Origin of the sequence: Janthinobacterium lividum (assembly GCF_034424625.1) — a bacterium.
Lineage (GTDB): Bacteria > Pseudomonadota > Gammaproteobacteria > Burkholderiales > Burkholderiaceae_D > Janthinobacterium > Janthinobacterium lividum.
This window is the reverse complement of sequence record NZ_CP139976.1, coordinates 1,444,247-1,466,776: the sequence shown is the minus strand read 5'-3', so window position 1 is coordinate 1,466,776 and position 22,530 is coordinate 1,444,247. Positions and strand designations below refer to the sequence as shown.

The following is a 22,530-nucleotide window of genomic DNA, read 5'->3' as shown; positions in this document are numbered from 1 at the left end:
TATAAGCCGCGCTTATTTTTTAGCGGAATCGGCAACGGGCGCCACTGGCGTGCCCGTGCTGTCGATATCCATGTACGCCCATTCCTGGAACAGGATCGGGTGCTTCTTGTAGCCCTGCACCGACTTTTGCGCCAGCATGTTGCGGTAGCGCGCATAGCCGATCAGGGCGCCCGCATTGACTTCCAGGCGGCGCGCCATCTTGTGGAACAGCTCGTCGCGCTCGGGGCTGGCAGGCATGGCCTGGCTGGCCGCGTACCACTTGTCGTATTCGGGATCCTGGTAGCAGCCATTGTTGTTCTGGTGCGTGTTCGGACCATAGAACAGCTGCATGAAGTTGTCGCCGTCCGGATAGTCGGCCAGCCATGGCGCCGTGCGCGTCTGCATCTTGCACTGCTTTTCCGTTTTTAAAATGTCGGAAAAGATCATGCGGTCGTTTTCCATGCGGATGCCCAGCGAGTTGTACGTCTTGCGCCACATTTCCGCCTGCAGCACGCCATTGGCTTCGTTGCGCGAAGCGTAGCGGATCAGCAGCGGCTTGCCGTCCGGCAAAGTACGCCAGCCATCGGCGCCCTTCTTGTAGCCGAATTTATCCAGCAGTTTGTTCGCCAGCACGGGATCGTATTGCAGCAGGGATTTGTAGTGCGGATCGTAGCCGACGACGCCAGGCGGTATCGGATAGTCGAGGCGCTTGGCCTGGCCATTCCAGATGATGCGGATTTCTTCATCGATATTGTGCGCCATGGCAATGGCGCGGCGCAGGGCGATCTTTTCCTTGCTGAAGCCACCCAAGGTCGGGTCTTCCATATTCCAGTAGTAATAGCTGATCTCAGGGTCGAGCAGGCGCGACAGTTGCACGCCCTTTTCCGCCAGTTCGGGACGCAGCTTGCCGTTCAGCAATGCTTTCGGCGCCAGCGGGCCGTCGAGCCAGAACACGTCCGTGCCGCCGCTCTGGAAGGACAGCCAGCGCGACTGGTCTTCGATCATCACGGAAATTTCGATGCGGTCGATGGCGGGAATGCGTTTACCTTGCATCTGGCGCACGATGCGCTGGTCGTCCGGGTCGTCGCCGGCCATGAAATTCCACGTTTCCGGCAAGTGTTGCGGATTGCGGTTCAGGACGATGCGGTTGCCGCGCGTCCATTCACCCAGGGTGTAGTAGCCGGTGCCGACGGGATTCGAGCCCACTTCGCCCTTCACGTCGCCGTATTTGTCCACCACTTCGCGCGCCACGGCGGCTGTCGGCACGTAGGCGAGGATCATGGGGAAATTGAAATCCGTCTTGGTCAGCGTGATGCGCAAGGTGTACGGGTCGAGGATTTCCAGGCCGGCCACCTTCTTGTTGAAGTCCAGCTTGTTCGCCTTGGCCGCTTCCTTGGCCAGGTCGTCGAGCCCCACCACCTTGCCTTCAAACAGCCAGCTGTGCGGCGAAGCCAGGCGCGGATCGAACAGTCGCTTCCACGAATACACGTAATCGGCCATCGTCAGTTCGCGGCGCTTGCCGCCAAACGCGGCGTCGGGCGTGAACAGGATGCCTTTTTTCAGGCGGATGGTGTAGGTCTTGCCGTCGGCGGATACTTCCGGCATGGCGGCGGCCGCGCCGGGCACCACCTTGACGGGGCGCGCCAGGTAATCGTAGGTGTACAGGGTGTCGAAGACGGCCTGCGTGATGTGGTTCGAATACAGGTCGCGCGCGGTGGCCGGATCGAAGCCCGTCTCGGCGGCCGGCAGGATATAGCGCAAGGTTTTGACCGGCGCGGCCGCGGCGCTTGGGGCATCGGCGGCAACGGCCGCCAGCGGCAGGGTGGCCAGGCAGGCGAGCAGCGCCACGCGCCGCATCCATGGTGACTTCATGTAATACCCTTCATCTCGATTATCTGTCGCACCGTATTGGTGCGCTTGTACTGGCTTCCCCCTGGGATACAGGATTCCACCGCCAAAACCAGTCCATCCTCGCAAGATCTATGCCTTGTTCATCGTCCGTCCCGTCTGCATGCAGGCGAGCTGGAAAAAGGCGTAACGATAACGCATATTTTGTTCGCCGGGCGAAAAGCCGCAGCAAGGGCGTGGCACGCAGCCACGCCCGCCTGCCTCGTGGAGGAAATCTTCCGCAGTGCAACAAAGGCGGCTCACCACCATGAAAAACCGACTTGGTAGAAACCCTTACGGCCCAGAATGACAACGGTTTTTATGGCAGTACGGAAAATATGCGGCGCAGTGCAACATTAAAATAATTGCACATATTGAAACACATCAACATTATAAAAAACACTGTTGTTTCCATGCTGAAAGAGCATGTGTGCGCGTTGACAAGGTTTCTCGGCAAGTGGTCTTATCGATGACGGCACTTATAAAAATGCCGCCTTATCCACAGCGATTGCCGACGCAGCAATCTTTATCACCCTGGCAAAGCTGTGCCGCACGAAGGCCAGCCGAGCTTACTTTCGGAGTTCAGAGAATGATGATGGAAACAGTGATATCCCGCTCCGTACGCCTGATTTTTTCGGGTAGCGTAGCAGCGCTCGGCCTTGGCATGATGGCTGCGCCGGCAATGGCGCAAGACGCCAATGTGCAACGTGTGGAAATTACCGGCTCGAGCATCAAACGGGCCACGGCCGAGACCGCATCGCCGGTACAGCTGATCACCCGCGACGACTTGATGAAATCGGGCAAGGCCACCGTCGCCGAATACCTGCAAACCCTCACCGCCGATGGCGCCGGCTCCCTGCCGACGGGCTTCGGCAACGGTTTTGCCGCCGGCTCCACGGCCATCTCGCTGCGCGGCCTGGGCGCCACCTCGACCCTGGTCTTGCTCAATGGCCGCCGCATGGCCCCGTTCGCGCGCGCGGACGATGGCCAGAAGAGCTTTACCGACCTGTCCACCGTGCCGATGCAGATCGTCGAACGCATCGAAATCCTCAAGGATGGCGCTTCGTCCACCTACGGCGCGGACGCCATCGCCGGCGTCGTCAACATCATCCTGCGCAAGGACTTCGAAGGCCTGACCCTGAAGGGCGACACGGGCATCTCCGGCGACAGCGACGCCAAACAGCACCGCGCCTCGCTGACCTTCGGCAAAGGCAACCTGGACACGGATAAATTCAACTTCGTCGTCAATGCCGAATACAGCAAATCGGACATGCTGATGAACAGCGACCGCGCCGGCCGCAAATGGATAGGCAAGGGCGACCTGCGCCCGTATGGCTATGCGATCAACACCCAGTTCGCCGGCGGCTACATCAATAGCAACAACGATGCGAATGCCGCGCCGACTGGCCTGATCCGCGACCCCGTCACCAACAACTATGTCTCCCTGCCCGGTTGCTCCACCTTGTCCGTGTCTTCGCCGCAAGATCCGAAAGGCGGCTGCGTGTGGCACCACGACCAGTTCCGTTCGATGCAGCCGAAAATCGAATCGGTCACCTGTACACGCGCGGCACGTGGCAAGTCAATGCCGACACCCAGGTATATGCGGAAGCGGGCTACTCGAAACGCGATACGGCGTTCACCATGATCCCGCCATCGGTCACGCCCACCGTCGCTTTCCCGCCGAATGCCGGCAACAAGGCGGGCGTCATCAACTACGCTAGCGGCAGCGGCACCAGCATCGTGCTGGCGGCCAACCACCCGCAAAATCCGTATGGCGTGCCGGTGCGCGTACGCTACCAGGCTTTCGACGTCGGCCCCAGCACGCGCAAGGCCAACAACGAGTTCAACCGCATCGTGCTCGGCGTCAAGGGCAATGCCATGGGCTGGGACTACGATGCCGGCTATACGCATTCGGAATCGAAGCTGCACCTCGATTACAGCAACATGCTGAACATGGCCGTTGTCAGGGATGCCCTGGGCGATTCCAGTCCAAAAAACCCGTATTTCCCATACTACATCGGGGCGCAGGCAAACAAGAATCCCGCCTCGCTGTACGCGGCCATGGTAACGAACGCCACCTCCGATTCCACGACCAAGCTCGACATCATCGACGTCAAGGCCACGCGCGAACTGATGCAGTTGCCGGGCGGCGCCCTGGGTCTGGCCGTGGGCGCGGAACACCGTCGCGACAAGCTCGACAATCCCTCCCTGACGGGCACGGAAGACGGCTCCATCAACGCCAGTTACGTGGCGGCCAAGGGCGACAGCAAGGTCTCGGCCGTGTTCCTCGAAGTGCTGGCACCCGTGATCAAGACGGTGGAACTGTCGGGGGCCTTGCGTTACGACAAATACGACCGTTTCTCGTCGACGACACCGAAACTGGGCGCCAAGTGGACGCCGTTGAAAACCTTCGCCGTGCGCGGCACGTATTCGGAAGGCTTCCGCGCCCCAGGCCCCGCCGAAAGCAATGCCGATTCGCAATCGACGGGTACCTCGACCGTGACCGACCCCGTGCGCTGCCCTGGCGGCAACCGCCTGCCGGGCGCCAATGCCAGCGACTGCGAACTGCAAGTGGCGGCCGTCAAGGTCGGCGACCCCAGCCTCAAGCCGGAAAAATCCAAGGGCTACACCCTGGGCCTGGTGTGGGATCCGTTCAACGATACCAGCCTGTCGCTCGATGCCTGGAAAATCAAGCGTGAAAACGAGATCAATCCGCTGCCGTACAACGAAGCGGCCGCCCTGCCGACCGCCATCCGTTCCGACAACAACCTGACCATCAATGGCGTCGTCACGCCGAACACGGGCACTTTGCTGATCACCAAGGCACCGTACCGCAACTCCAGCTTTACGGAGATCAAGGGTATCGATCTGGACGTCAAGCAGCGCGTGCGCCTGGGCGACTACGGCCGCGCCACGTTCGGCCTGACCTGGACCCACATCGCCTCATGGGTGCGGGCCGAGTCGTCCACTGTGCGCTACCAGTTCGCCGGCACGCACGGCAATTGCGATACCTCCAACTGCGCCGGCACGCCGAAGGACAAGATCAATCTCACCGGTTCGTGGGACCTGGGTAACTGGAACGTCAGCGGCGTGCTGAACTACCGTTCGGACATGAAAAATATCAAGTTTGAAGGCGACCCTTGCGCTTCCAAACTGGCCAACGGCACACCGGCGCCGAACGGTTGCAAGCTCGCCTCGTTCACCACGCTCGACCTGTCCTCCCGTTGGAACGTCAACAAACAGTTGCAACTGTTTGCCTCGATCAACAACGTGACCGACAAGATCGCGCCGCTCGACCCGCTGACCTACGGCGGCATGAGCTACAACCCGATGGATGCCAGCGGCGCCATCGGCCGCTACTTCAAACTGGGCGCCAGCTACAAGTTCTTCTAAGCTGGCACAGGCATCCTGACGCGAGGCGGTGAGCAATCACCGCCTTTTTTTTCGTCGGCGACTGTGGCGCCAGTTCACTCATCCACACGCCTATTGCGCCAGCGCAAACCTTATCTCCTGCGCGCCTGTAAAACTCCCTTGCAAGCCACTTGGCCCATGACCATGCCACAGGAGTGTCAGATGACGCAAACCCGCAGTCCCTCCCCTACCTTGCGCCTGCTGTGCGCAGCCTTGCTCGGCGCGTTCGGCCATGCGGCCATGGCGCAGGAAACCGACGCAGCCGGCACGCCCGCCATGCAAAGAGTCGAAGTCACCGGTTCCTCCATCAAGCGCCTCGTCTCGGAAACGGCGACGCCCCTGTCCATCTTCAAGGCCGAGGATTTCGCCAAGCAGGGCTTGACGACGGCCCAGGAAGTGCTGGCCAGGATCCCCTCGAATGCGTCGAGCATGGGCAGCGGCAATGCCGTGGGCGGCAATACCAGCGGCTTGCCCACGGGCGGCCAGGCCAGCGCCGACTTGCGCGGTCTGGGCGGCGACAAGACGCTGGTGCTGCTCAATGGCCGGCGCATCGCCAACCATCCGTATGACGGCGCCAGTGTCGACCTGAACATCATTCCCATCGCCGCCCTGGAACGGGTCGAAGTGCTGCGCGACGGCGCCTCGGCCATCTACGGCACGGACGCCATCGGCGGCGTCATCAATTTCATCACGAAGCGCTCCGTCAACGTCACGAATATCACCGCCGAGGTCGTTGCCCCACAGCACAAGGGCGGCGGCGAGCACCGCATCAACCTGTCGACGGGCTATGGCGAGCTCGACACCGATGGCTACAATATTTTTGGCGTGCTCGACTATCACAAGCAAAAAGTGCTGACCTCGCAAGACCGCGCCTTCTCGGCCACCGGCATCGTTCCCTCGCGCGGCCTGTCCATTACCAGTGGCACGACTTTCCCCGGCAATTACTTCGATGCGGCGGCCAACGGCGGCGACGGCCTGGCTGGCAACCCCTACGCGGCCAGCGGCTGCCTGCCGCCGCTGTCGGTGCCGGCCGTGCCGGCGAATGGCACTTGCCGCCAGGATTACACGCGCCAGATCGACGACTTGCCGGCCCAGCAACAACTGGCTTTCTTCGGCAAGAGCGCCTTCAAGCTCGGTGGCGGCCACCTGGCTACGCTGGAATATCTGCATTCGGAAAACAAGGTCAAGGCGCGCACGGCACCGCCGCCGCAAACGGGCTTGATCCTGCCCAGCACCAGCCCCTACTATCCGGGCAATGCGGGTGGCGTGCCAGCCCAGCCAGGCTTGTCGGGCCAGCCCCTGAGCGTCAACTGGCGTCCCGTCGAGGCAGGCCAGCGGCAAATCGATTCCACCGGCAAGGCCGACCGCCTGGTGCTGGCGCTGGAAGGCGAACTGGCTGGCTGGGATTACAAGACGGGGCTCAGCCATGCGATCAGCAAGTCGTCGGAAAAGTTCACGAACGGCTATGTGCAGGATGCGGGCTTTGCCGCTGGCGTGCTGAGCGGCATCCTGAACCCGTTTGGCGTGCAGGATGCGGCCGGCAAGGCTTACCTGGCCAGCACGGCCCTGCGCGGCGAAGTGCAGAACGCCAAAGTCACCACCACGGGTGTCGACCTCAAGGGCAGCCGCGATCTGATGCAGCTGGCCGGCGGCCCGCTGGCCATCGCGCTCGGCGGCGAAGTGCGGCGCGAAAAGGCCTACTTCAACGTGAACCGCGATATCGCCGGCCAGGCCGCCAGTTCCGGCTTGTCCGGCTCGCTGTCGAAGAGCGGCGCGCGCACGATCCAGGCCGTCTTCGGCGAAATCAACTTGCCGCTGATCAAGGACCTGGAAGTGCAGTTGGCCGCCCGTTTCGACCATTACAGCGACGTGGGCAGCACCACCAATCCCAAGCTGGCCCTGCGCTACCAGGCCAGCAGCGCGCTGGTGCTGCGCGGCTCGGCCAGCACGGGTTTCCGCGCCCCCACCCTGTTTGAAAAGAATGCGCCGCCGTCGAAGAACGATACCAACGATAGCTATGACGACCCGATCCTGTGCCCCGGTGGCGTGCCGCAGCCCGGTGCCAATCCCTTGCGCGATTGCGACTTGCAGCAGTTCAAGCTACAAGGCGGCAATGAAAACCTGAAACCGGAAAAATCCACCACGTTCGCCTTCGGCCTGGTGCTCGAACCGGTGAAGGAAGTGACGGTGGCCATCGATTACTGGAACATCCATCTGAAGGACAAGATTGCATCCTTGCCCGAGCAATCGATCTTCGGCAACTACGAGAAATACAAGGCCTTATTCCTGCGCAATCCCGACGGTTCGCCCTACGCCATTCTCGACCTGAACGACAACCTCGGTGAAGTGAAAACGGACGGCATCGATGTCAGCCTGAATGCGCGGCTGGGACGCGGCGCGTATGGCGATGTCAGCGTATCGGTCGATGGCACCTGGACCCGCAAGTACGACTACCAGAACGAGCGCGGCGGCGTCTTCATCGCCAACGTGGGCCGCTATGCGGACAACAATCCCGTGTTTCGCTGGAAGCATACGGCGGCGCTGAACTGGCGCAAGGGTAACTGGGGCGCCACCTTGTCGCAATCGTTCAAGTCCGGCTACACGGACCAGAATCTGGTCGCGCCGCCATACCGGCACGATGTGCCCTCGTACAGCCTGCTTGGGCTGTCGGGCAGCTATGCGTGGAAAGGCTTGCTGCTGACGGCCGGCGTGAAGAACCTGCTGGACAAGGAGCCGCCGTTTTCGAACCAGGGCACCTTGTTCCAGAAAGGCTATGACCCGCGCTATACGGACCCGATCGGGCGCGCCTGGTACCTGCGCGGCAGCTATACGTTTTAAGGAGAGAAATTCAGATCGGCAAATAAAACAGGCAGCGCTGGCAACAGCGTACCAGCGACAGAAAAGCGGCGCCATCAGCGATGATGTGCGCCGTTTTATTTTACGCATCTGAGCAAGTCTGACAAGGGTTCGCGATACTTTATTACTGAAGGATTATAAAAAAAACAGGGAAATGTTGCATTTCGTCCAAAAAGTCCGCGCGAAATTGACAATCTGAATCGTGAATGTTTTGATGAGGGCCCTGAAAATTTACAGAATTTTCATTGGTGGATTTTCAAAAAGGCAAATAAATTGTTGGTTAGCAACAAGTTATTTCAAAATAATTGCCGCCTTTATCACAATAACAAGGAATTTCAGATGATGATAGAAAATGTAATATCGCGGTCGCTGCGCCTGATGTTTGCAGGCGGCATGGCCCTGAGCATGCACGCCGCGTATGCACAAGAAACAACAGAAAGCCCCATGCAACGCGTGGAAGTCACCGGTTCGAGCATCAAGCGTCTGGCATCGGAAACAGCGCTGCCGATCACCTCGATCAAGGCCGACGATTTCGCCAAGCAAGGCTTGACGACGGCGCAAGAAGTCCTGTCCACCATTTCCATGAACCAGAGCTCGCAAAGCAGCTCGCAATCCGTTGGTTCCGGTACTGGCGGCCAGTCCGTCGCCGACCTGCGCGGCATCGGCGGCGACAAGACCCTGGTCCTGCTGAACGGCCGCCGTATCGCCAGCCACCCGTTCAACGGTTCGTCTGTCGACCTGAACATCATCCCGATTTCCGCCCTGGAGCGCGTCGAAGTGCTGCGTGACGGCGCTTCCGCCATCTACGGCACCGACGCCATCGGCGGCGTGATCAACTTCATCACCAAGCGTTCCGTCAAAGGCGGCTCCGTCACGGTCGAACATTACGAGCCACAGAAATCGGGCGGCGGCGACGAGTCGCGCCTGAACCTGTCCGGCGGCTATGGCGACCTGAACAAAGATGGCTTCAACGTCTTCGGTGTTGTCGACGTACATCGCCAGTCGGCGCTGAGCACGGCCGACCGTTCCTTCTCGAAGAGCGGCTACATCCCGAGCAAGGGCGTGGATAACCTGAGCGGCACCACCTTCCCGGCCAACTTCTACGATACGGGCAATGGCCTGATCGGCAACCCAGCCTTTGCCGGCGGTTGCGTGGGTGAAAACCTGTACAAGAATACCTCGGGCAAGAGCACGTGCGCCATGGATGTCACGCCATTCATCCAGGCCATTCCGAAAACCCAGCAGGAATCCTTCCTGGGCAAGGCCAGCTTCAAGCTGAACCAGGATCACCTGGCCACCATCGAATACCTGCACTCGCGCAGCACCAACGAAGCGCGCATCTCGCCGCCGCCGATGTCGAACATCGGCATCCTCATGTCGTCGAGCTCGCCGTACTACCCGGGCGGCAGCGGCGGTGTGCCAGCCATGGCAGGCCTGTCGGGCGAGCCGCTGGACATCAGCTGGCGTCCAGTGGCGTCGGGCCAGCGCAGCGGTTTCGACACCAGCACCTCGGATCGCCTGGTACTGGCTTCCGAAGGCGTCCTGGGCGCATGGGACTACAACGTCGGCCTGAGCTACTCCGTCAGCAAGGCCACCAGCGCCTTCACGGGCGGCTACCTGAATGACCAGCGCATCATCGACGGTATCGGCAATGGTATCCTGAACCCGTTCGGCGAGCAAAGCGCCGCCGGCCAGGCCTACCTGAATGACTCCGTCCTGAAAGGCGAGTACCTGAGCGCCAAGATGACCAGCACTGCGGTCGACGCCAAAGTCAGCCGTGAGCTGTTCACCCTGCCGGCAGGCGCCGTCGGTTTCGCCGTCGGTACGGAATTCCGCAACGACAAGGCGGAATACAATGTGAACCGCGACCTGGCTGGCCAGGCATCGAGCTCCGGCTACGCCGAAGCGCAGAACCAGTCGGGCAGCCGCAACATCGCCGCCATCTTCTCGGAACTGAGCATTCCTGTCGTGAAAGACCTGGAACTGTCTCTGGCAGCCCGTTATGACCACTACAACGACGTCGGCGGCAGCTTCAACCCGAAAGTCGGCGTGCGCTGGCAGCCAACGAGCCAGGTGCTGCTGCGCGGCTCCTACAACACAGGTTTCCGCGCGCCAACGCTGTATGACCTGCATGGTCCGCAAACCAAGACCTTCACGGCCAACAAGTATGACGATCCACGCCTGTGCCCAGGCGGCGTACCGATCCCTGGCGCCAACAGCAACGTCGCCTGCGGCGCGCAGCAATACATCCGTTCGGGCGGTAATCCGGACGTCGGCCCGGAAAAATCGAAAACCTTCAGCGCCGGTATCGTCATCGAACCGACGAAATCGCTGACCGTCTCGCTCGATTACTTCAAAATCAAGCTGCGCGACAAGATCGGCACCGTGGCCGAACAGACCCTGTTCGACAACTACGATAAATATCAAAGCAACTTCATCTACACGGCTGACGGCAAGCTCGATTACGTGCTGGCGACCCTGGGCAACCTTGGCGAAATGCACACTTCGGGCATCGACCTGGGCCTGAACTGGAAATTGCCACGCAGCCAGTACGGCAACTTCACCTTCAACTTCGATGGCACCTGGGTACAGAAGTATGAGTACCAGAATGAGCGCGGCGGTGAATTCGTGCAAAACGTGGGCGTGTATGGCGACAATGCACCGGTATTCCGCTGGAGACACAATGCCTCCCTGCAATGGAATATGGGCAAGTGGAATGCCACGCTGTCGAACAAGTACATGAGCGGCTACCGCGACCAGAATTATGTCGATCCGCAATTCGAGCAAAGCGTCAAGGCTTACTCGGTATGGTCGCTGTCGGGCGCGTACTCGGGCTTCAAGAACACCGAAGTCACCGTGGGCGTGAAAAACCTGCTGAACGAAGATCCACCGTTCAGTAACCAGATCGGCACATTCCAGTCCGGCTACGATCCGCGTTACGCTGATCCGCTGGGCCGTACTTTCTACGTGCGCGCTACCTACAAGTTCTAAGTACACCTGACATAAGCTACTGCGCGTCGCGATTTGCGGCCTGCGATGCTCACTGTGCTCAAGCACAGTTCCGCGTCTCGGCCGCAACTTGCTGCCGCTCGCTACGCTTCTGTCAGGCGTCTTGAATGCATTAAAAAAGCCCGGAAAGCTTAGCTTTCCGGGCTTTTTTTCATGCTGCGCGCCACGTTATTCCGCGTCGCCCTGCAAGCGGCGCTGCTTCACGGCCGCCGCCAGGTTTTCCAGCACGGCCACGCTGGCGCTCCAGTCGATGCAGCCATCCGTGACAGACTGGCCATAGATCAATTCCTTGCCCGGGATCAAATCCTGGCGTCCCGCCACCAGGTGCGATTCCACCATCACGCCAACGATGCGGCCATCGCCCGCCGCCACCTGGCTGGCGATGTCGGCGCACACGGGGATCTGGTTTTCCGGTTTTTTCGAGCTGTTCGCATGCGAGGCGTCGATCATCAGGCGCGCCGCCAGGCCTTGTGCCGCGATGGCCTTGCACGCCTCGTCCACGCTGGCTGCGTCATAGTTCGGGGTTTTCCCGCCGCGCAAGATGATGTGGCAATCCTCGTTGCCGTTGGTCGAGACGATGGCCGAGTGGCCGCCCTTCGTGACGGAAAGAAAATGGTGCGGCTGCGAAGCGGCCTTGATGGCTTCCACGGCGATCTTCACATTGCCGTCCGTGCCATTCTTGAAGCCGACCGGACAGGACAGCCCCGACGCCAGCTCGCGGTGCACCTGCGATTCCGTCGTGCGCGCGCCGATGGCGCCCCAGCTGATCAGGTCAGCGATGTATTGCGGGCTGATCACGTCGAGGAACTCGGTGCCAGCCGGCAAACCCAGCTCATTGATATCGCGCAACAGTTCGCGCGCCATGCGCAAGCCGTCGTTGATGCGGAAGCTGTTGTCCATGTACGGATCGTTGATCAGGCCCTTCCATCCCACCGTGGTGCGCGGCTTCTCGAAGTACACGCGCATGACGATTTCCAGTTCGCCCGCGAAACGCGCGCGCTCCTTGACCAGCAGACCCGCATATTCCATGGCCGCCTTGGTATCGTGGATGGAGCAAGGCCCGATCACCACCATCAGGCGGTCGTCCTGGCCATGCAGGATACGGTGCAGGGCAATGCGGGCGCTGGCAGCGGTCTGTTCGGCTTGCTCCGAGCAGGCAAATTCGCGGATCAGGTGGGACGGCGGGGTCAATTCCTTCATTTCGCGAATACGCAAATCATCGGTGCGGGGCATCATTTTCTCCAAAATTTAAGGATGGGTAAAACATCTGGGTAAAAAAAAACCGCCATGAGTGGCGGTTTTTTAGAATTTGCTGGGATCTCGTTTTGCTGCTACGTGAACCGACCGCTACTCCACCGCCTTTGGGTTGGAATTGCTAAAGTAAAAATAAGCGGTAAAAAAGTGGCGAGCGAACATGCGAGTCATCCGTAAGTGATGAACGACTATAAACCTAAATTGCAAGGGTTGGCAAGCATATTTGTCGGCAAAGCCGCATGCCACCGCCGTTTTACACTGCACAACACGCAAAAAAGCATAAAAAGTTGCGCGCTATGACTCTCGCTGTGCATCTGCGCTGCGACTCTGCATACCGGACGCCACCGCTGTGTCCGTCGTGGCAACCACGCCACGCCAGCCATTCTATCGACGAGAAGCGAGGCACTACTTGATCTAGATCAATTCCAGCGTCGCGGGACGGAGAAAACTCAAGGACGTATCGATGACCTTTGACTGCCTGACCTTTCCGGAGAACCGCATGATCCCGACACCATCCTTACAGTCCACCACCTTTTCACCACCCAGACTGGGCCTGGCACTGGCCAGTGCGCTGCTGAGTCTACCCGTCCTGGCGCAGGATGCCGCGCCGATTGCCCGCGTGGAAATCACCGGCTCGAACATCCGCCGCGCGCAGGCGGAAACGGCTTCAGCCGTACAAACCCTGAACGCGGCCGACATTGAAAAGTCGGGCAAGTCCAGCGTGGCCGAACTGCTGCAGACCCTGGCCGTCGACAACCAGGGTTCCGTGCCCACGTCCTTCGGCAATGGCTTTGCCGCCGGTGCTTCCGGCGTGTCGCTGCGGGGCCTCGGCACGGCCTCGACCCTGGTCTTGCTGAATGGCCGCAGGGTGGCGCCGTACGGCCTGGCCGACGATGGCCAGAAAGTGTTTGCCGACCTGAACATCATTCCCCTGGAAGCGGTGGAACGGGTGGAAATCCTCAAGGATGGCGCCTCGGCCATCTACGGTTCGGATGCCATCGCCGGCGTGGTCAACGTGATCCTGCGGCGCGACTACCAGGGCACGGCCATCAAGGGCAATTACGGCAAGACCAAGGAATGGGATGGGCGCGACGCGCGCGCCGCCATCACGCACGGCTTCGGCGACATCGACAGCGACCGCTACAACGTGCTGCTGAATCTCGAATACAGCGAAAAGGCCGCCATCTGGAACCGCGACCGGGCCGGGCGGGGTGCCGTCGGCCGCAGCGACTTGCGCGACCTGGGCTTCAGCGCGCAGGAGTCGCTCAGCGGCGCGGGCGCCATCACCACCAACAATGCGGCCGGCAGCGCCGTCAATGGCAATGTGCGCAATCCCGACACGCTCGACTACTACAACCGCGGCAATCTCGCCGGCGCGGGTTTTACGCGCGCCTTCCCCGGCGCCGCCTGCGGCAACTTCACCACGCACCCGCAAGGCGACCCGGGCGGCGGCTGCCTGACCGATGCGGCGCAACAATACGGCCAGATCCAGCCGAAACAGAAGAACATCAATTTCTTTGGCCGCGCCGCCTGGCAACTGACGCCAGCGTTGCAGACGTATGCCGAATTGAACGTATATCACAGCGAATCGCACTCGGCCACCACGCCATCGACGGTCAGCGGCTCGGTCGGCTACCCGGGCGGCCCTGTCAGCAATGCGGGCGTGTCGCTCGGTGCCGCCCACCCGGACAATCCGTATTTCGGCACGGCGGCGCGGCTGCGCTACCTGGCCGCCGACGTGGGGCCGCGCCTGTCGGAAGTCAATTCCACCTTCACGCGCTTTGTCGCCGGCATCAAGGGCGCGTTGGCGGGCTGGGATATCGACAGCGCCTTGCTGTACTCGCAGAACAAGGTGTCGAACGACTTGAACGGCTACCTGCAGCGCGACGTCGCCTTCGCCCTGCTCAACCCGACTACCGCGAATGTGGCGGCGGCCAGCCTGAACCCCGCGTATGCAGCCCTGCCGGCCGGCAGCCTGTGGCGCATCGCGGAAAACGCAGGCCTCAACTCAGCCGAGCTGTACGCGGCCCTGTCGCCGCGCATTTCCAACGATGCCAAGACGCATATCGCGCAGATCGACTTCAAGGCCAGCCGCGAGGTGGCCAAGCTGGACGGCGGCGGCCTGGGCGTGGCCGTGGGCGCCGAATTCCGCCACGAATCGACCGAACTGAAACCTACCACGGGCACGGAACGGGGCAATATCATTGGCCTCGGCTATTCCGCCTACAAGGGCAGCCGCAATGCCTCGGCCATCTATGCCGAGGTGCTGGCGCCCGTGCTGAAAACCGTGGAACTGTCGGGCGCGCTGCGCGCCGACCATTTCACCGACGTGGGCAATTCCTATACCCCGAAAGCGGGCGTGAAATGGACGCCCGTGCGCGAACTGGCCCTGCGCGGCACCTTCGCCAAGGGCTTCCGCGCGCCCAGCGCGGCGGAAAACGGCGTCGGCGGCCTGGCCGCGTTTTCCACCGCCAGCGATCCGCTGCGCTGCGGGCTCGGCGTGGAAGCGGCTTGCGATCCCGCCTCCATCGCCGTCATCACGTCGCCCAATCCCAAGCTGTCGCCCGAACGTTCGCGCAGCTATTCCGTGGGCGCCGTGTGGGACCCGCTGCCGCGCACCAGTATTTCCGTGGATCTGTGGCAAATCCGCCGCAAGAATGAAATCAACCAGGAGCAAACGGACACCGCCATCGCCGAAGGCCATGTGGCGCGCGACCCGTCGACGGCCACGGGCATCGCCGGCGATCCGGGTGCCATCACGGCCGTGCTGGCCAATTATGTGAATTCGGCGCAAACGACGGTGCGCGGCATCGATATCGACGCGCGTCAGCGCTTCAGCCTGGGCAGCGACTATGGCAGCCTGGTGTTCGACCTGAAATGGACGCACTTGTACAAATGGCTGCGCACGGAGCAGGATGGCACGCAACGCGATTTTGCCGGCACGCATGGCAATTGCGATGTGTCCAACTGCATGGGCACGCCGGACGACCGCATCAACCTGGGTGCCACCTGGGAGCGCCAGGACTGGCGGGTCACGGCCAACCTCAACTACCGCGCGCCGCTCGACAACGTGCTGTTCAAGAATGATCCGGACGGCTGCGCCACGCATTTCGCCGACGGCACGGATGCCCCTCGCGGCTGCCGCATCGCCTCGTTCACCACGGTGGACCTGACGGCCCGCTGGCTGGCCACGCCCAAGCTGGAAGTGTTTGCAACGGTGCAAAACCTGTTCGACAAGATCGCCCCGCTCGATCCGCTCACATATGGCGCCACGGGCTACAACCCGCTCGACTACGCGGGCGCGGCAGGACGCTTCATCAGCGCGGGGGTGAAGTACAAGTTCTGAATTTCGTCATATTTTCAACGTATCAGGCGTTTCAGGAACCGTAGCGAGCAAGCCCAATATTGGGTTGAGTAGCGCAGCTGTACTTCAGGTACAGCGAGCAACGCAAACTCAAGAGTGGGCTGCGCAGTAGGTTCCTGAAATGGCGATCTAAGCCGTCCCGCCGACCGTAATGCCATCCAGGCGCAAGGTCGGCTGCCCCACGCCCACGGGTACGCTTTGCCCCTCCTTGCCGCACACGCCCACACCCGAATCGAGGCGCATGTCGTTGCCGATCATGGAAACGCGGTTGAGCACGTCCGGGCCGTTGCCGATCAGGGTCGCCCCTTTCACCGGGTAGCTGAGCTTGCCGTTTTCAATCATGTACGCTTCACTGGCCGAGAAGACAAACTTGCCGTTCGTGATGTCGACCTGGCCGCCGCCGAAGTTGACGGCGTACAAACCGTTCTTGACGGACGCGAGGATCTCGCCCGGGTCCTTGTCGCCACCCAGCATATATGTATTCGTCATGCGCGGCATGGGCAGGTGGGCAAACGATTCGCGGCGCGCATTGCCCGTCACGGGCATCTTCATCAGGCGCGCATTCATGGTGTCCTGGATGTAACCCTTCAGGATGCCGTCCTCGATCAGGGTCGTGCACTGCGTCGGGTTGCCCTCGTCATCGATATTCAGCGAGCCGCGCCGGCCCGCCAGGGTGCCGTCATCGACCACGGTGACGCCCTTGGCGGCCACGCGTTCGCCGATGCGACCCGAAAACGTGGACGAACCCTTGCGGTTGAAATCGCCTTCCAGGCCGTGGCCGATCGCTTCGTGCAGCAGGATGCCGGGCCAGCCCGGTCCCAGCACGATGGTCATGGGGCCGGCGGGCGCCGGGCGCGCTTCCAGGTTCACCAGGGCCGAATTGACGGCGTCCGTTGCATATTGTTCCAGCACGGCATCGCTGAAATAGTCATAGCTGAAACGCCCGCCGCCGCCGGCCGAGCCCGTTTCGCGGCGGCCATTCTGTTCCGCGATCACCGTCAGCGAGACGCGCACCAGCGGGCGGATGTCGGCCGCCAGCACGCCATCGCTGCGCAGCACCAGCACCACGTCGTATTCGCCGGCCAGGCCCGCCATCACTTGCACCACTCTGGGATCTTTCGCCCGCGCCATCTTTTCCACTCTTTCCAGCAATTGCACCTTGGCCGTGGCATCCAGCGAGGCGAGCGGATCGTTGGGCAGGTACAAGGAACGGCCGCCCTGCGCAAGCATCTGGCCCGCGATCTTGATTTTGCCGCTACCTGCGCGCGCGATGGTACGCGTGGCCGCAGCCGCTTCCAGCAGGGCCCGCTCGGAAATATCGTCGGAATACGCAAAGGCCGTCTTGTCGCCAGACACGGCACGCACGCCCACACCCTGGTCGATGGAAAAACTGCCCGTCTTGACGATGCCCTCTTCCAGGCTCCAGCCTTCGCTCTTGGTCGACTGGAAGTACAGGTCGGCATAGTCGACCTTGTGCGTAAACATCGTGCCCAGGGCTTTCAACAGCTTGTCTTCATCCAGGCCGAACGGCGTGAGCAGGATATCGCGCGCCACGGCAAGGCTGGACAGATTCGGTTCAAATGGCTTCATAGCTTTGCACTCGCTCATTATATTCAACTCATTCTCAGTACCTGACAGAAGCGTAGCGAGCGGCAGTGATTTGTGGCCGAGAAGCGCAGCCGTGCTTGAGCACGGTGAGCATCGCAGGCCGCAAAGCGCGACGCGCAGTAGCTTATGTCAGGTATCCTCACATAGTGCGGTGCGCCAGGGCGGGCAGCGACTCGCGCACGCCGGCCAGGAACACCAGGTCGATCTCGCCGCTGACCACGCCCTCGCCTTCGGGCAGCACGGCTTTCACTTCGCCCCACGGGTCGATCAGCATGCTGTGGCCCCAGGTGCGGCGGCCGTTCGGATGCAAGCCGCCTTGCGCCGAGGCCAGCACATAGCACTGGTTTTCGATGGCGCGCGCGCGCAGCAGCACTTCCCAGTGGGCGCTGCCCGTCGTATGGGTAAACGCGGCCGGCACGACGATCAGCGCGCAATCGCCCATGGCGCGGTACAGCTCGGGAAAGCGCAGGTCATAGCAGATGGACAGGCCGACCCGACCGAACGGCGTCTCGATCGAGCGCACCTGCGCGCCCGGCACGATGGTGCGCGATTCATTGTACGACTCGGTGCCGCGCGTAAAACCGAACAGGTGGATCTTGTCGTAGCGCCCGGCCGGCGCGCCTTGCGGGTCGTACACCAGCGTCGTATTGAGTACCTTGCCCTCCTCGCCGGAAATCAGGGGCAAGGTGCCGCCGATCAGCCAGATGCCGTGCTGGCGCGCCATCTGCGCCATGCCATCCTGGATGGGGCCGCTGCCGGGCTGTTCCGCGTGGGCCAGCTTGTCCGTTTCCTGCTTGCCCATGATGGCCCAGTATTCGGGCAGCACCACCAGCTGCGCGCCACCGGCGGCGGCCTGCGCCACGAGCCGGCGCGCCGTGGCCAGGTTGTCTTCCACGGAAGGCGAGGAAATCATTTGTACTGCTGCGACTGTATGCATCATTGCCACCTCTTATCCATTCGAACGCCTCGCCTATTTCGCCACGGCCTCCACGGCTGCAGCGGCAGGCACGGCGACAGGTTCCAATTTACCACCATCGAGCTTGGTCACGACGGGCGATTTCCACGGGCCGGCGATCTGCATGTGGTAAGTGAGCGCCTTCATCACGGGAGCGCGCAGGAACAATTGCGCCAGGAAACTGCCCAGGCCGATGACGGGGTTGACGGCCAGCGCGTACACGAGCGGCCCCGTGCCCAGGTTAAATTCGGGGATCACCACCACGTGCAAATTCGTCGTTTCATTGGCGATATCGGCCGTACCATCCATCAGCACGGTGGCCGCCACGCCATGCATCTTGAGGTTGTCCGTGGTCACGACGCCGCGCTTGATGCTGGCGTTGGCCGTGATGCCGTCGAAGGCCAGGCCTTCGGAAAACACGTCGTGGAAATCGAGTTTCAGCAAACGGGGCAAGGCTTGCAGGCTGAGCACGCCCAACAGCTTGGCCGCGCCCGGATCCTGCTTGAGGAACTGGCCCGATTCCACGTTCATCTCGATCTGCCCCGACAAGGTGGGAATGTCGAGCGAATACGGCAAGCCATTCCAGGCGATGTCACCGCTCAGGCGGCCCTTGCCGCGACGCACCGTATCGGCAAAGCCGAAGCGGTCGAGCAACTTGCCCGCATCGACGATATCGAGGCCAAAACGCAGGCTGGTCGTGCTTTGCCCATCCTTGATGACCCATTTGCCATTGCCGCTCAGCGCTCCATCGGGGTTCGACAATTGCAGCTTGCCCACGCGCCACTCGCGCCCGCCCGCCGCCATGGTGTTATAGGCCTGCAACTCCAGCCGGCCGATCTTCTTGTTGAACAGTTCAAACTGCTCGGCGACGATATCGAGCGAAGGGATCGACTGGGCGCCGCTTTTTCCTTCCAACAGATTCTTCACGTCGTTGGCGGCCGACTCGGGAATGATCAGCGACGACAGGCGCGCCGTCATCTTGCCCAGGCCGGACGGCGTTTCCAGCCACGTCACATAGCCGGACACCTGCTTCGCGTCAATATTGGCTTGCCACACATCCTTTTGATGGGTGGCGCCCACGACCACGTTTTCCAGCTTGCGCTCGCCCAGCATCAGTTCGCTGGCACGGGCCGCCATCATGTCAGGCACCACGTATTGCGCAATATCGGGCGCATCATCGGCAGCGCCGCTGTCGGCGGGGGCCGTGCCGCTGCCGGCGATTTCACTGCCTGCGGCAATCCAGCTGTCCACGTCCAGGGTTTTCATGTTGACGTTGAACATCATGCCGCTGTCCGGTTCCGGCGCCGGCACATTCACGCCGATGCCGCCGCGCACCAGGCGCCAGGCATCCTTGCCCTGCTTCTGGCGCTGGTAGCGGGCAGCGATGCCGGAACCCAGCGCGATGCGGATATCGTCCGTGCGCAAGCCCGCGCCGTTGGCTGCATTGCCCGTCAGGGTGAATTTCACGGGCAGGCTGTCGCCGGCCGGCTTTTTCAGGGGGGCGGGGAAATCCAGACCCAGGCCCGTCAGCGGCGACTCGACATTGACGACCACCTGGTGGTCGCGCGCCGTGATCAGGCCGCTGTAACGGGCGCCGCCATTCAAATGTTTCGCCAGGCGCTGCAGCACGGGCGCCGGATAGGTCTTGCGCAAGCCGTCGATCGTCATGTTGCCGGCCAGTTTCACCTGGATGGAACTGTCCGGCTGCGTGCCGCCCGAAATGGCCAGCGGCCCGCCCAGCAGGCTGCCATTCAAACCATTCAGGTTGACGCCTTTTTCGTTGAATTCGATCTTGCCCTGCGTGCCGAGCACGGGCGGCATGTCGTGGAACAGCACCACGTCGTTGCCCGCCAGCTGCAAGCTGCCCTGCACGGTCGACTCGAGCATGCGCTCTGTCGGCAAGTGCAATTTGAGGGCCAGCTTGGCATTGCCCGTTGCCGTCGTTTCATCCGTGAAATGCTCGATCCAGCCGAGCACGGGGCTGGCCGTCACGTACTTGAGGAATTCCTGCATCGGGCCGGCCGCATTGCCCTCGATATCGAGCAAGGTGTCGAAGACGGTCAGGTCGGGGATCACGGCTTTGACATTCGTCAAGGCCACGCCGCCCGTGGTGGCCGTGTCGCCGCGGATTTCCATGCGCGCCCGCTCGAACACGAAACTGCCCTTGATCTTTTCCGCCTGCGGCCACAGCGGTGCCTTGCCGGCCAGGGGGCCGCTTTCCGCAAATTCGCCGGGCGCGTAGTTCAGCGTGCCATTCTCGATCTTGCCGGCCACGCGGAAGTCACCGCGGTTGCGCTGGGCCGGGGTGTCGGCCTTGAAAGGGAAATGTTCGAGTTCGCCGCGCAGGCGCAGGCTGACATCGCGCGCCACGCCGCCCTCCAATGCACCCGTCAGCCAGTGGCGCAGGTGCTCGGGCGTTTGCAGCGGCAGATAGCGGCCGATGGTGTTGATCTGGAAGTTGTCGATCGTGCCCGTCACATCCACCTGACCCAATTTGCTGCCGTCGAGCGGCAAACGCTGCGAACCATGCAAGGCGACCCGCATGCCTTGTTGATTAAAATCAAGCCTGTCCAGGTCAACTTGCAGCATATTGTCTGCTTGAAAAGCCCAGCGCGCCTCCATTTCGAATTGTTCGAACGGCAAGGCCGGCTCACTCAAGTAGGAGGCCAGTTGCAATACCAATCCCTGTGCATCGATATCGATCTTGCCGCCCTTGTCGCTGGCGTCGATACTGCCCGTCAAATGATCGAAACCGGGGATAGCCGGTGCGGCCGCCTGCGCAGGGCTGGTCGCCGTCTTCGCCACGGCCAGGCGCGCCGGCTGCGCATTCAGGCCCAGATCGATGAGCTTGCCACGCAAACGGTAGCTGGCCGGCGTCGCCATCTCGCCTTCCCATTGCGCAGAAAAATCCTGCAAACGCCCGCGCGGCGCCAGGGCGTCGAGGCGCTGGCGCTGCTGTTCACCCAGCGGCAGCTTGTCGGCCAATGCGGCCAGGGTCTGCAAATCGAGCGACTTGGCCGTGATTTCCGTACGCGCCGGCTTGCGCTTCGTGGCGGCAACAAAGCGTTCGGACAGGGTCGTGGGTGGCAAGCTGAGGCCATCGCGGGTTTCCACCGCAAAATTCGTCAACTCGACCTGGTGCCCATTCGCGCCAAAGGTAGGCTTGCCGTCCGGCACCTGCGCCGACAGCTCTTCTTTTGCCGAAATGCGCCCGCTGACCGACAGCAAGTCGAGCGGCGCGATATGTTCGCCCAGCTGCGCCTGCACATCCGTCAAGCCCACGTCGGCCGTGAAGCCGGCCAGGCGCGCGTGATCCAGGCTCAACCAGGCGCGCAGGGCGCCCTTGCCCTGGCTCAGTTCAAACGGATAGTCGAGATAGCGGCGCCAGGCGGCCAGGTCGGCATTTTTCAGGTCGGCGTACAGCTCCCCCTTCCACATCGACACATCCGAGATGCGCGTGCTGAAAGGCGGATGCGTGAAGTGGGCGCGCACATCGATGGGCGCGGCCAGGCTGGGCGGCGGCGTGGCCTGCAAGCCCAGCCGATGGCTGCGCCAGCGGTTGCGCAATAGCACATTGACCTGCGATAAAGCCAGCTCGGGTGTGCCGCGCGCTTCGTCCGTCCAGCGCACCTTGCCGTCGCGAATGATGATGTCATGCTGCGACAGCAGCCAGTCGGCGCCCTTGCCATCGCTACCTTGCGTGCTGTCGATCAATACCCCGGCTACGTACAGCTTGCCATCCTTGCTGCGCCGCACGTCCAGGTCGGGCCGCGTGATTTCCAGGGTAGTAAAGCGCACGGAGCCCAGCACGCTCCACCACGACACGGTGGCCGATATGCTCGGCAGGCTCAACGCCTGGCGGCCCGCCTGGTCGCGCAGGGTCACGTCGCCAAGGAAGAGATTCGGGCGTACGCCATGCCAGGAGGCATAAATGCGCGCAATGCTGACAGGGTTGCCCAGCGCGCGGCTGGCCGCCCGCTCGATATCGCCTTTGTAGTAATCGATATTCGGCAAGATCGCGTAGCGCAGGAATAAAAACAGCACGGCAAAGGCGAAGTACGCCAGCAATACCAGTTTAATGGTAAAACCCAACACATGGTGGGTGGCCAGGTTGGCCATGCGATAGGCGGCACGCAGCCGCTGCCAGCGCAGGGCCAATGGCACATGTTCTGTCACGCTTGCTTCTGGCGGTTTTTGCATCAATAAG

The 22,530-nt window shown here is 61.8% G+C and carries 10 protein-coding genes; 5 read left to right on the top strand and 5 right to left on the bottom strand.

Going from position 1 to position 22,530, the window contains the following annotated elements:
• Nucleotides 1-12 precede the first annotated feature (12 nt).
• Nucleotides 13-1,851 (bottom strand): ABC transporter substrate-binding protein, encoded by a 1,839-nt coding sequence (locus tag U0004_RS06560; protein WP_081345921.1) that lies wholly within the window; start codon nucleotides 1,849-1,851, stop codon nucleotides 13-15.
• A 679-nt stretch (nucleotides 1,852-2,530) separates the two neighbouring features.
• On the opposite strand from U0004_RS06560, the gene U0004_RS06555 reads away from it, so the two are divergent.
• From U0004_RS06555 to U0004_RS06540, 4 genes are all read left to right on the top strand, one after another.
• Nucleotides 2,531-3,511 (top strand): TonB-dependent receptor plug domain-containing protein, encoded by a 981-nt coding sequence (locus tag U0004_RS06555; protein ID WP_231958463.1) that lies wholly within the window; start codon nucleotides 2,531-2,533, stop codon nucleotides 3,509-3,511.
• Entirely contained in the window at nucleotides 3,508-5,259 is a 1,752-nt protein-coding gene (locus U0004_RS06550) for a TonB-dependent receptor domain-containing protein (RefSeq protein WP_327076260.1), read from the top strand. The genes U0004_RS06555 and U0004_RS06550 overlap by 4 nt, the downstream gene beginning before the upstream one ends.
• Before the next feature lie 180 nt (nucleotides 5,260-5,439).
• Nucleotides 5,440-8,115: a TonB-dependent receptor gene (locus tag U0004_RS06545; RefSeq protein ID WP_115057421.1), complete on the top strand. Its 2,676-nt coding sequence runs from the start codon at nucleotides 5,440-5,442 to the stop codon at nucleotides 8,113-8,115.
• A gap of 357 nt (nucleotides 8,116-8,472) precedes the next feature.
• Nucleotides 8,473-11,124 carry a TonB-dependent receptor gene (locus tag U0004_RS06540; RefSeq protein ID WP_070260022.1) on the top strand — a complete coding sequence of 884 codons (2,652 nt, stop codon included), beginning with the start codon at nucleotides 8,473-8,475 and terminating at the stop codon, nucleotides 11,122-11,124.
• Between the two features lie 186 nt (nucleotides 11,125-11,310).
• Here the strand turns inward: U0004_RS06540 and aroG are convergent, their stop codons facing one another.
• The gene (aroG, locus tag U0004_RS06535; RefSeq protein ID WP_070260189.1) at nucleotides 11,311-12,375 is read right to left on the bottom strand and encodes a 3-deoxy-7-phosphoheptulonate synthase AroG; all 1,065 of its coding nucleotides are present in this window, start codon (nucleotides 12,373-12,375) and stop codon (nucleotides 11,311-11,313) included.
• A gap of 484 nt (nucleotides 12,376-12,859) precedes the next feature.
• Between aroG and U0004_RS06530 the strand changes: the two genes are divergently transcribed.
• The gene (locus tag U0004_RS06530; RefSeq protein WP_231958467.1) at nucleotides 12,860-15,742 is read left to right on the top strand and encodes a TonB-dependent receptor; all 2,883 of its coding nucleotides are present in this window, start codon (nucleotides 12,860-12,862) and stop codon (nucleotides 15,740-15,742) included.
• 147 nt (nucleotides 15,743-15,889) lie between these two features.
• Here U0004_RS06530 and tldD read toward each other — a convergent pair whose 3' ends face one another.
• The 3 genes from tldD to U0004_RS06515 all read right to left on the bottom strand — a co-directional run bounded on the left by tldD (nucleotide 15,890) and on the right by U0004_RS06515 (nucleotide 22,499).
• The gene (gene tldD / locus U0004_RS06525) at nucleotides 15,890-17,350 is read right to left on the bottom strand and encodes a metalloprotease TldD (protein ID WP_070260024.1); all 1,461 of its coding nucleotides are present in this window, start codon (nucleotides 17,348-17,350) and stop codon (nucleotides 15,890-15,892) included.
• 157 nt (nucleotides 17,351-17,507) lie between these two features.
• Nucleotides 17,508-18,308, bottom strand: coding sequence for a carbon-nitrogen hydrolase family protein (locus tag U0004_RS06520; protein ID WP_034782501.1), 801 nt, complete (start codon nucleotides 18,306-18,308; stop codon nucleotides 17,508-17,510).
• Nucleotides 18,309-18,338: 30 nt separating this feature from the next.
• The gene (locus tag U0004_RS06515) at nucleotides 18,339-22,499 is read right to left on the bottom strand and encodes a YhdP family protein (RefSeq protein WP_306508869.1); all 4,161 of its coding nucleotides are present in this window, start codon (nucleotides 22,497-22,499) and stop codon (nucleotides 18,339-18,341) included.
• Nucleotides 22,500-22,530 lie beyond the last annotated feature (31 nt).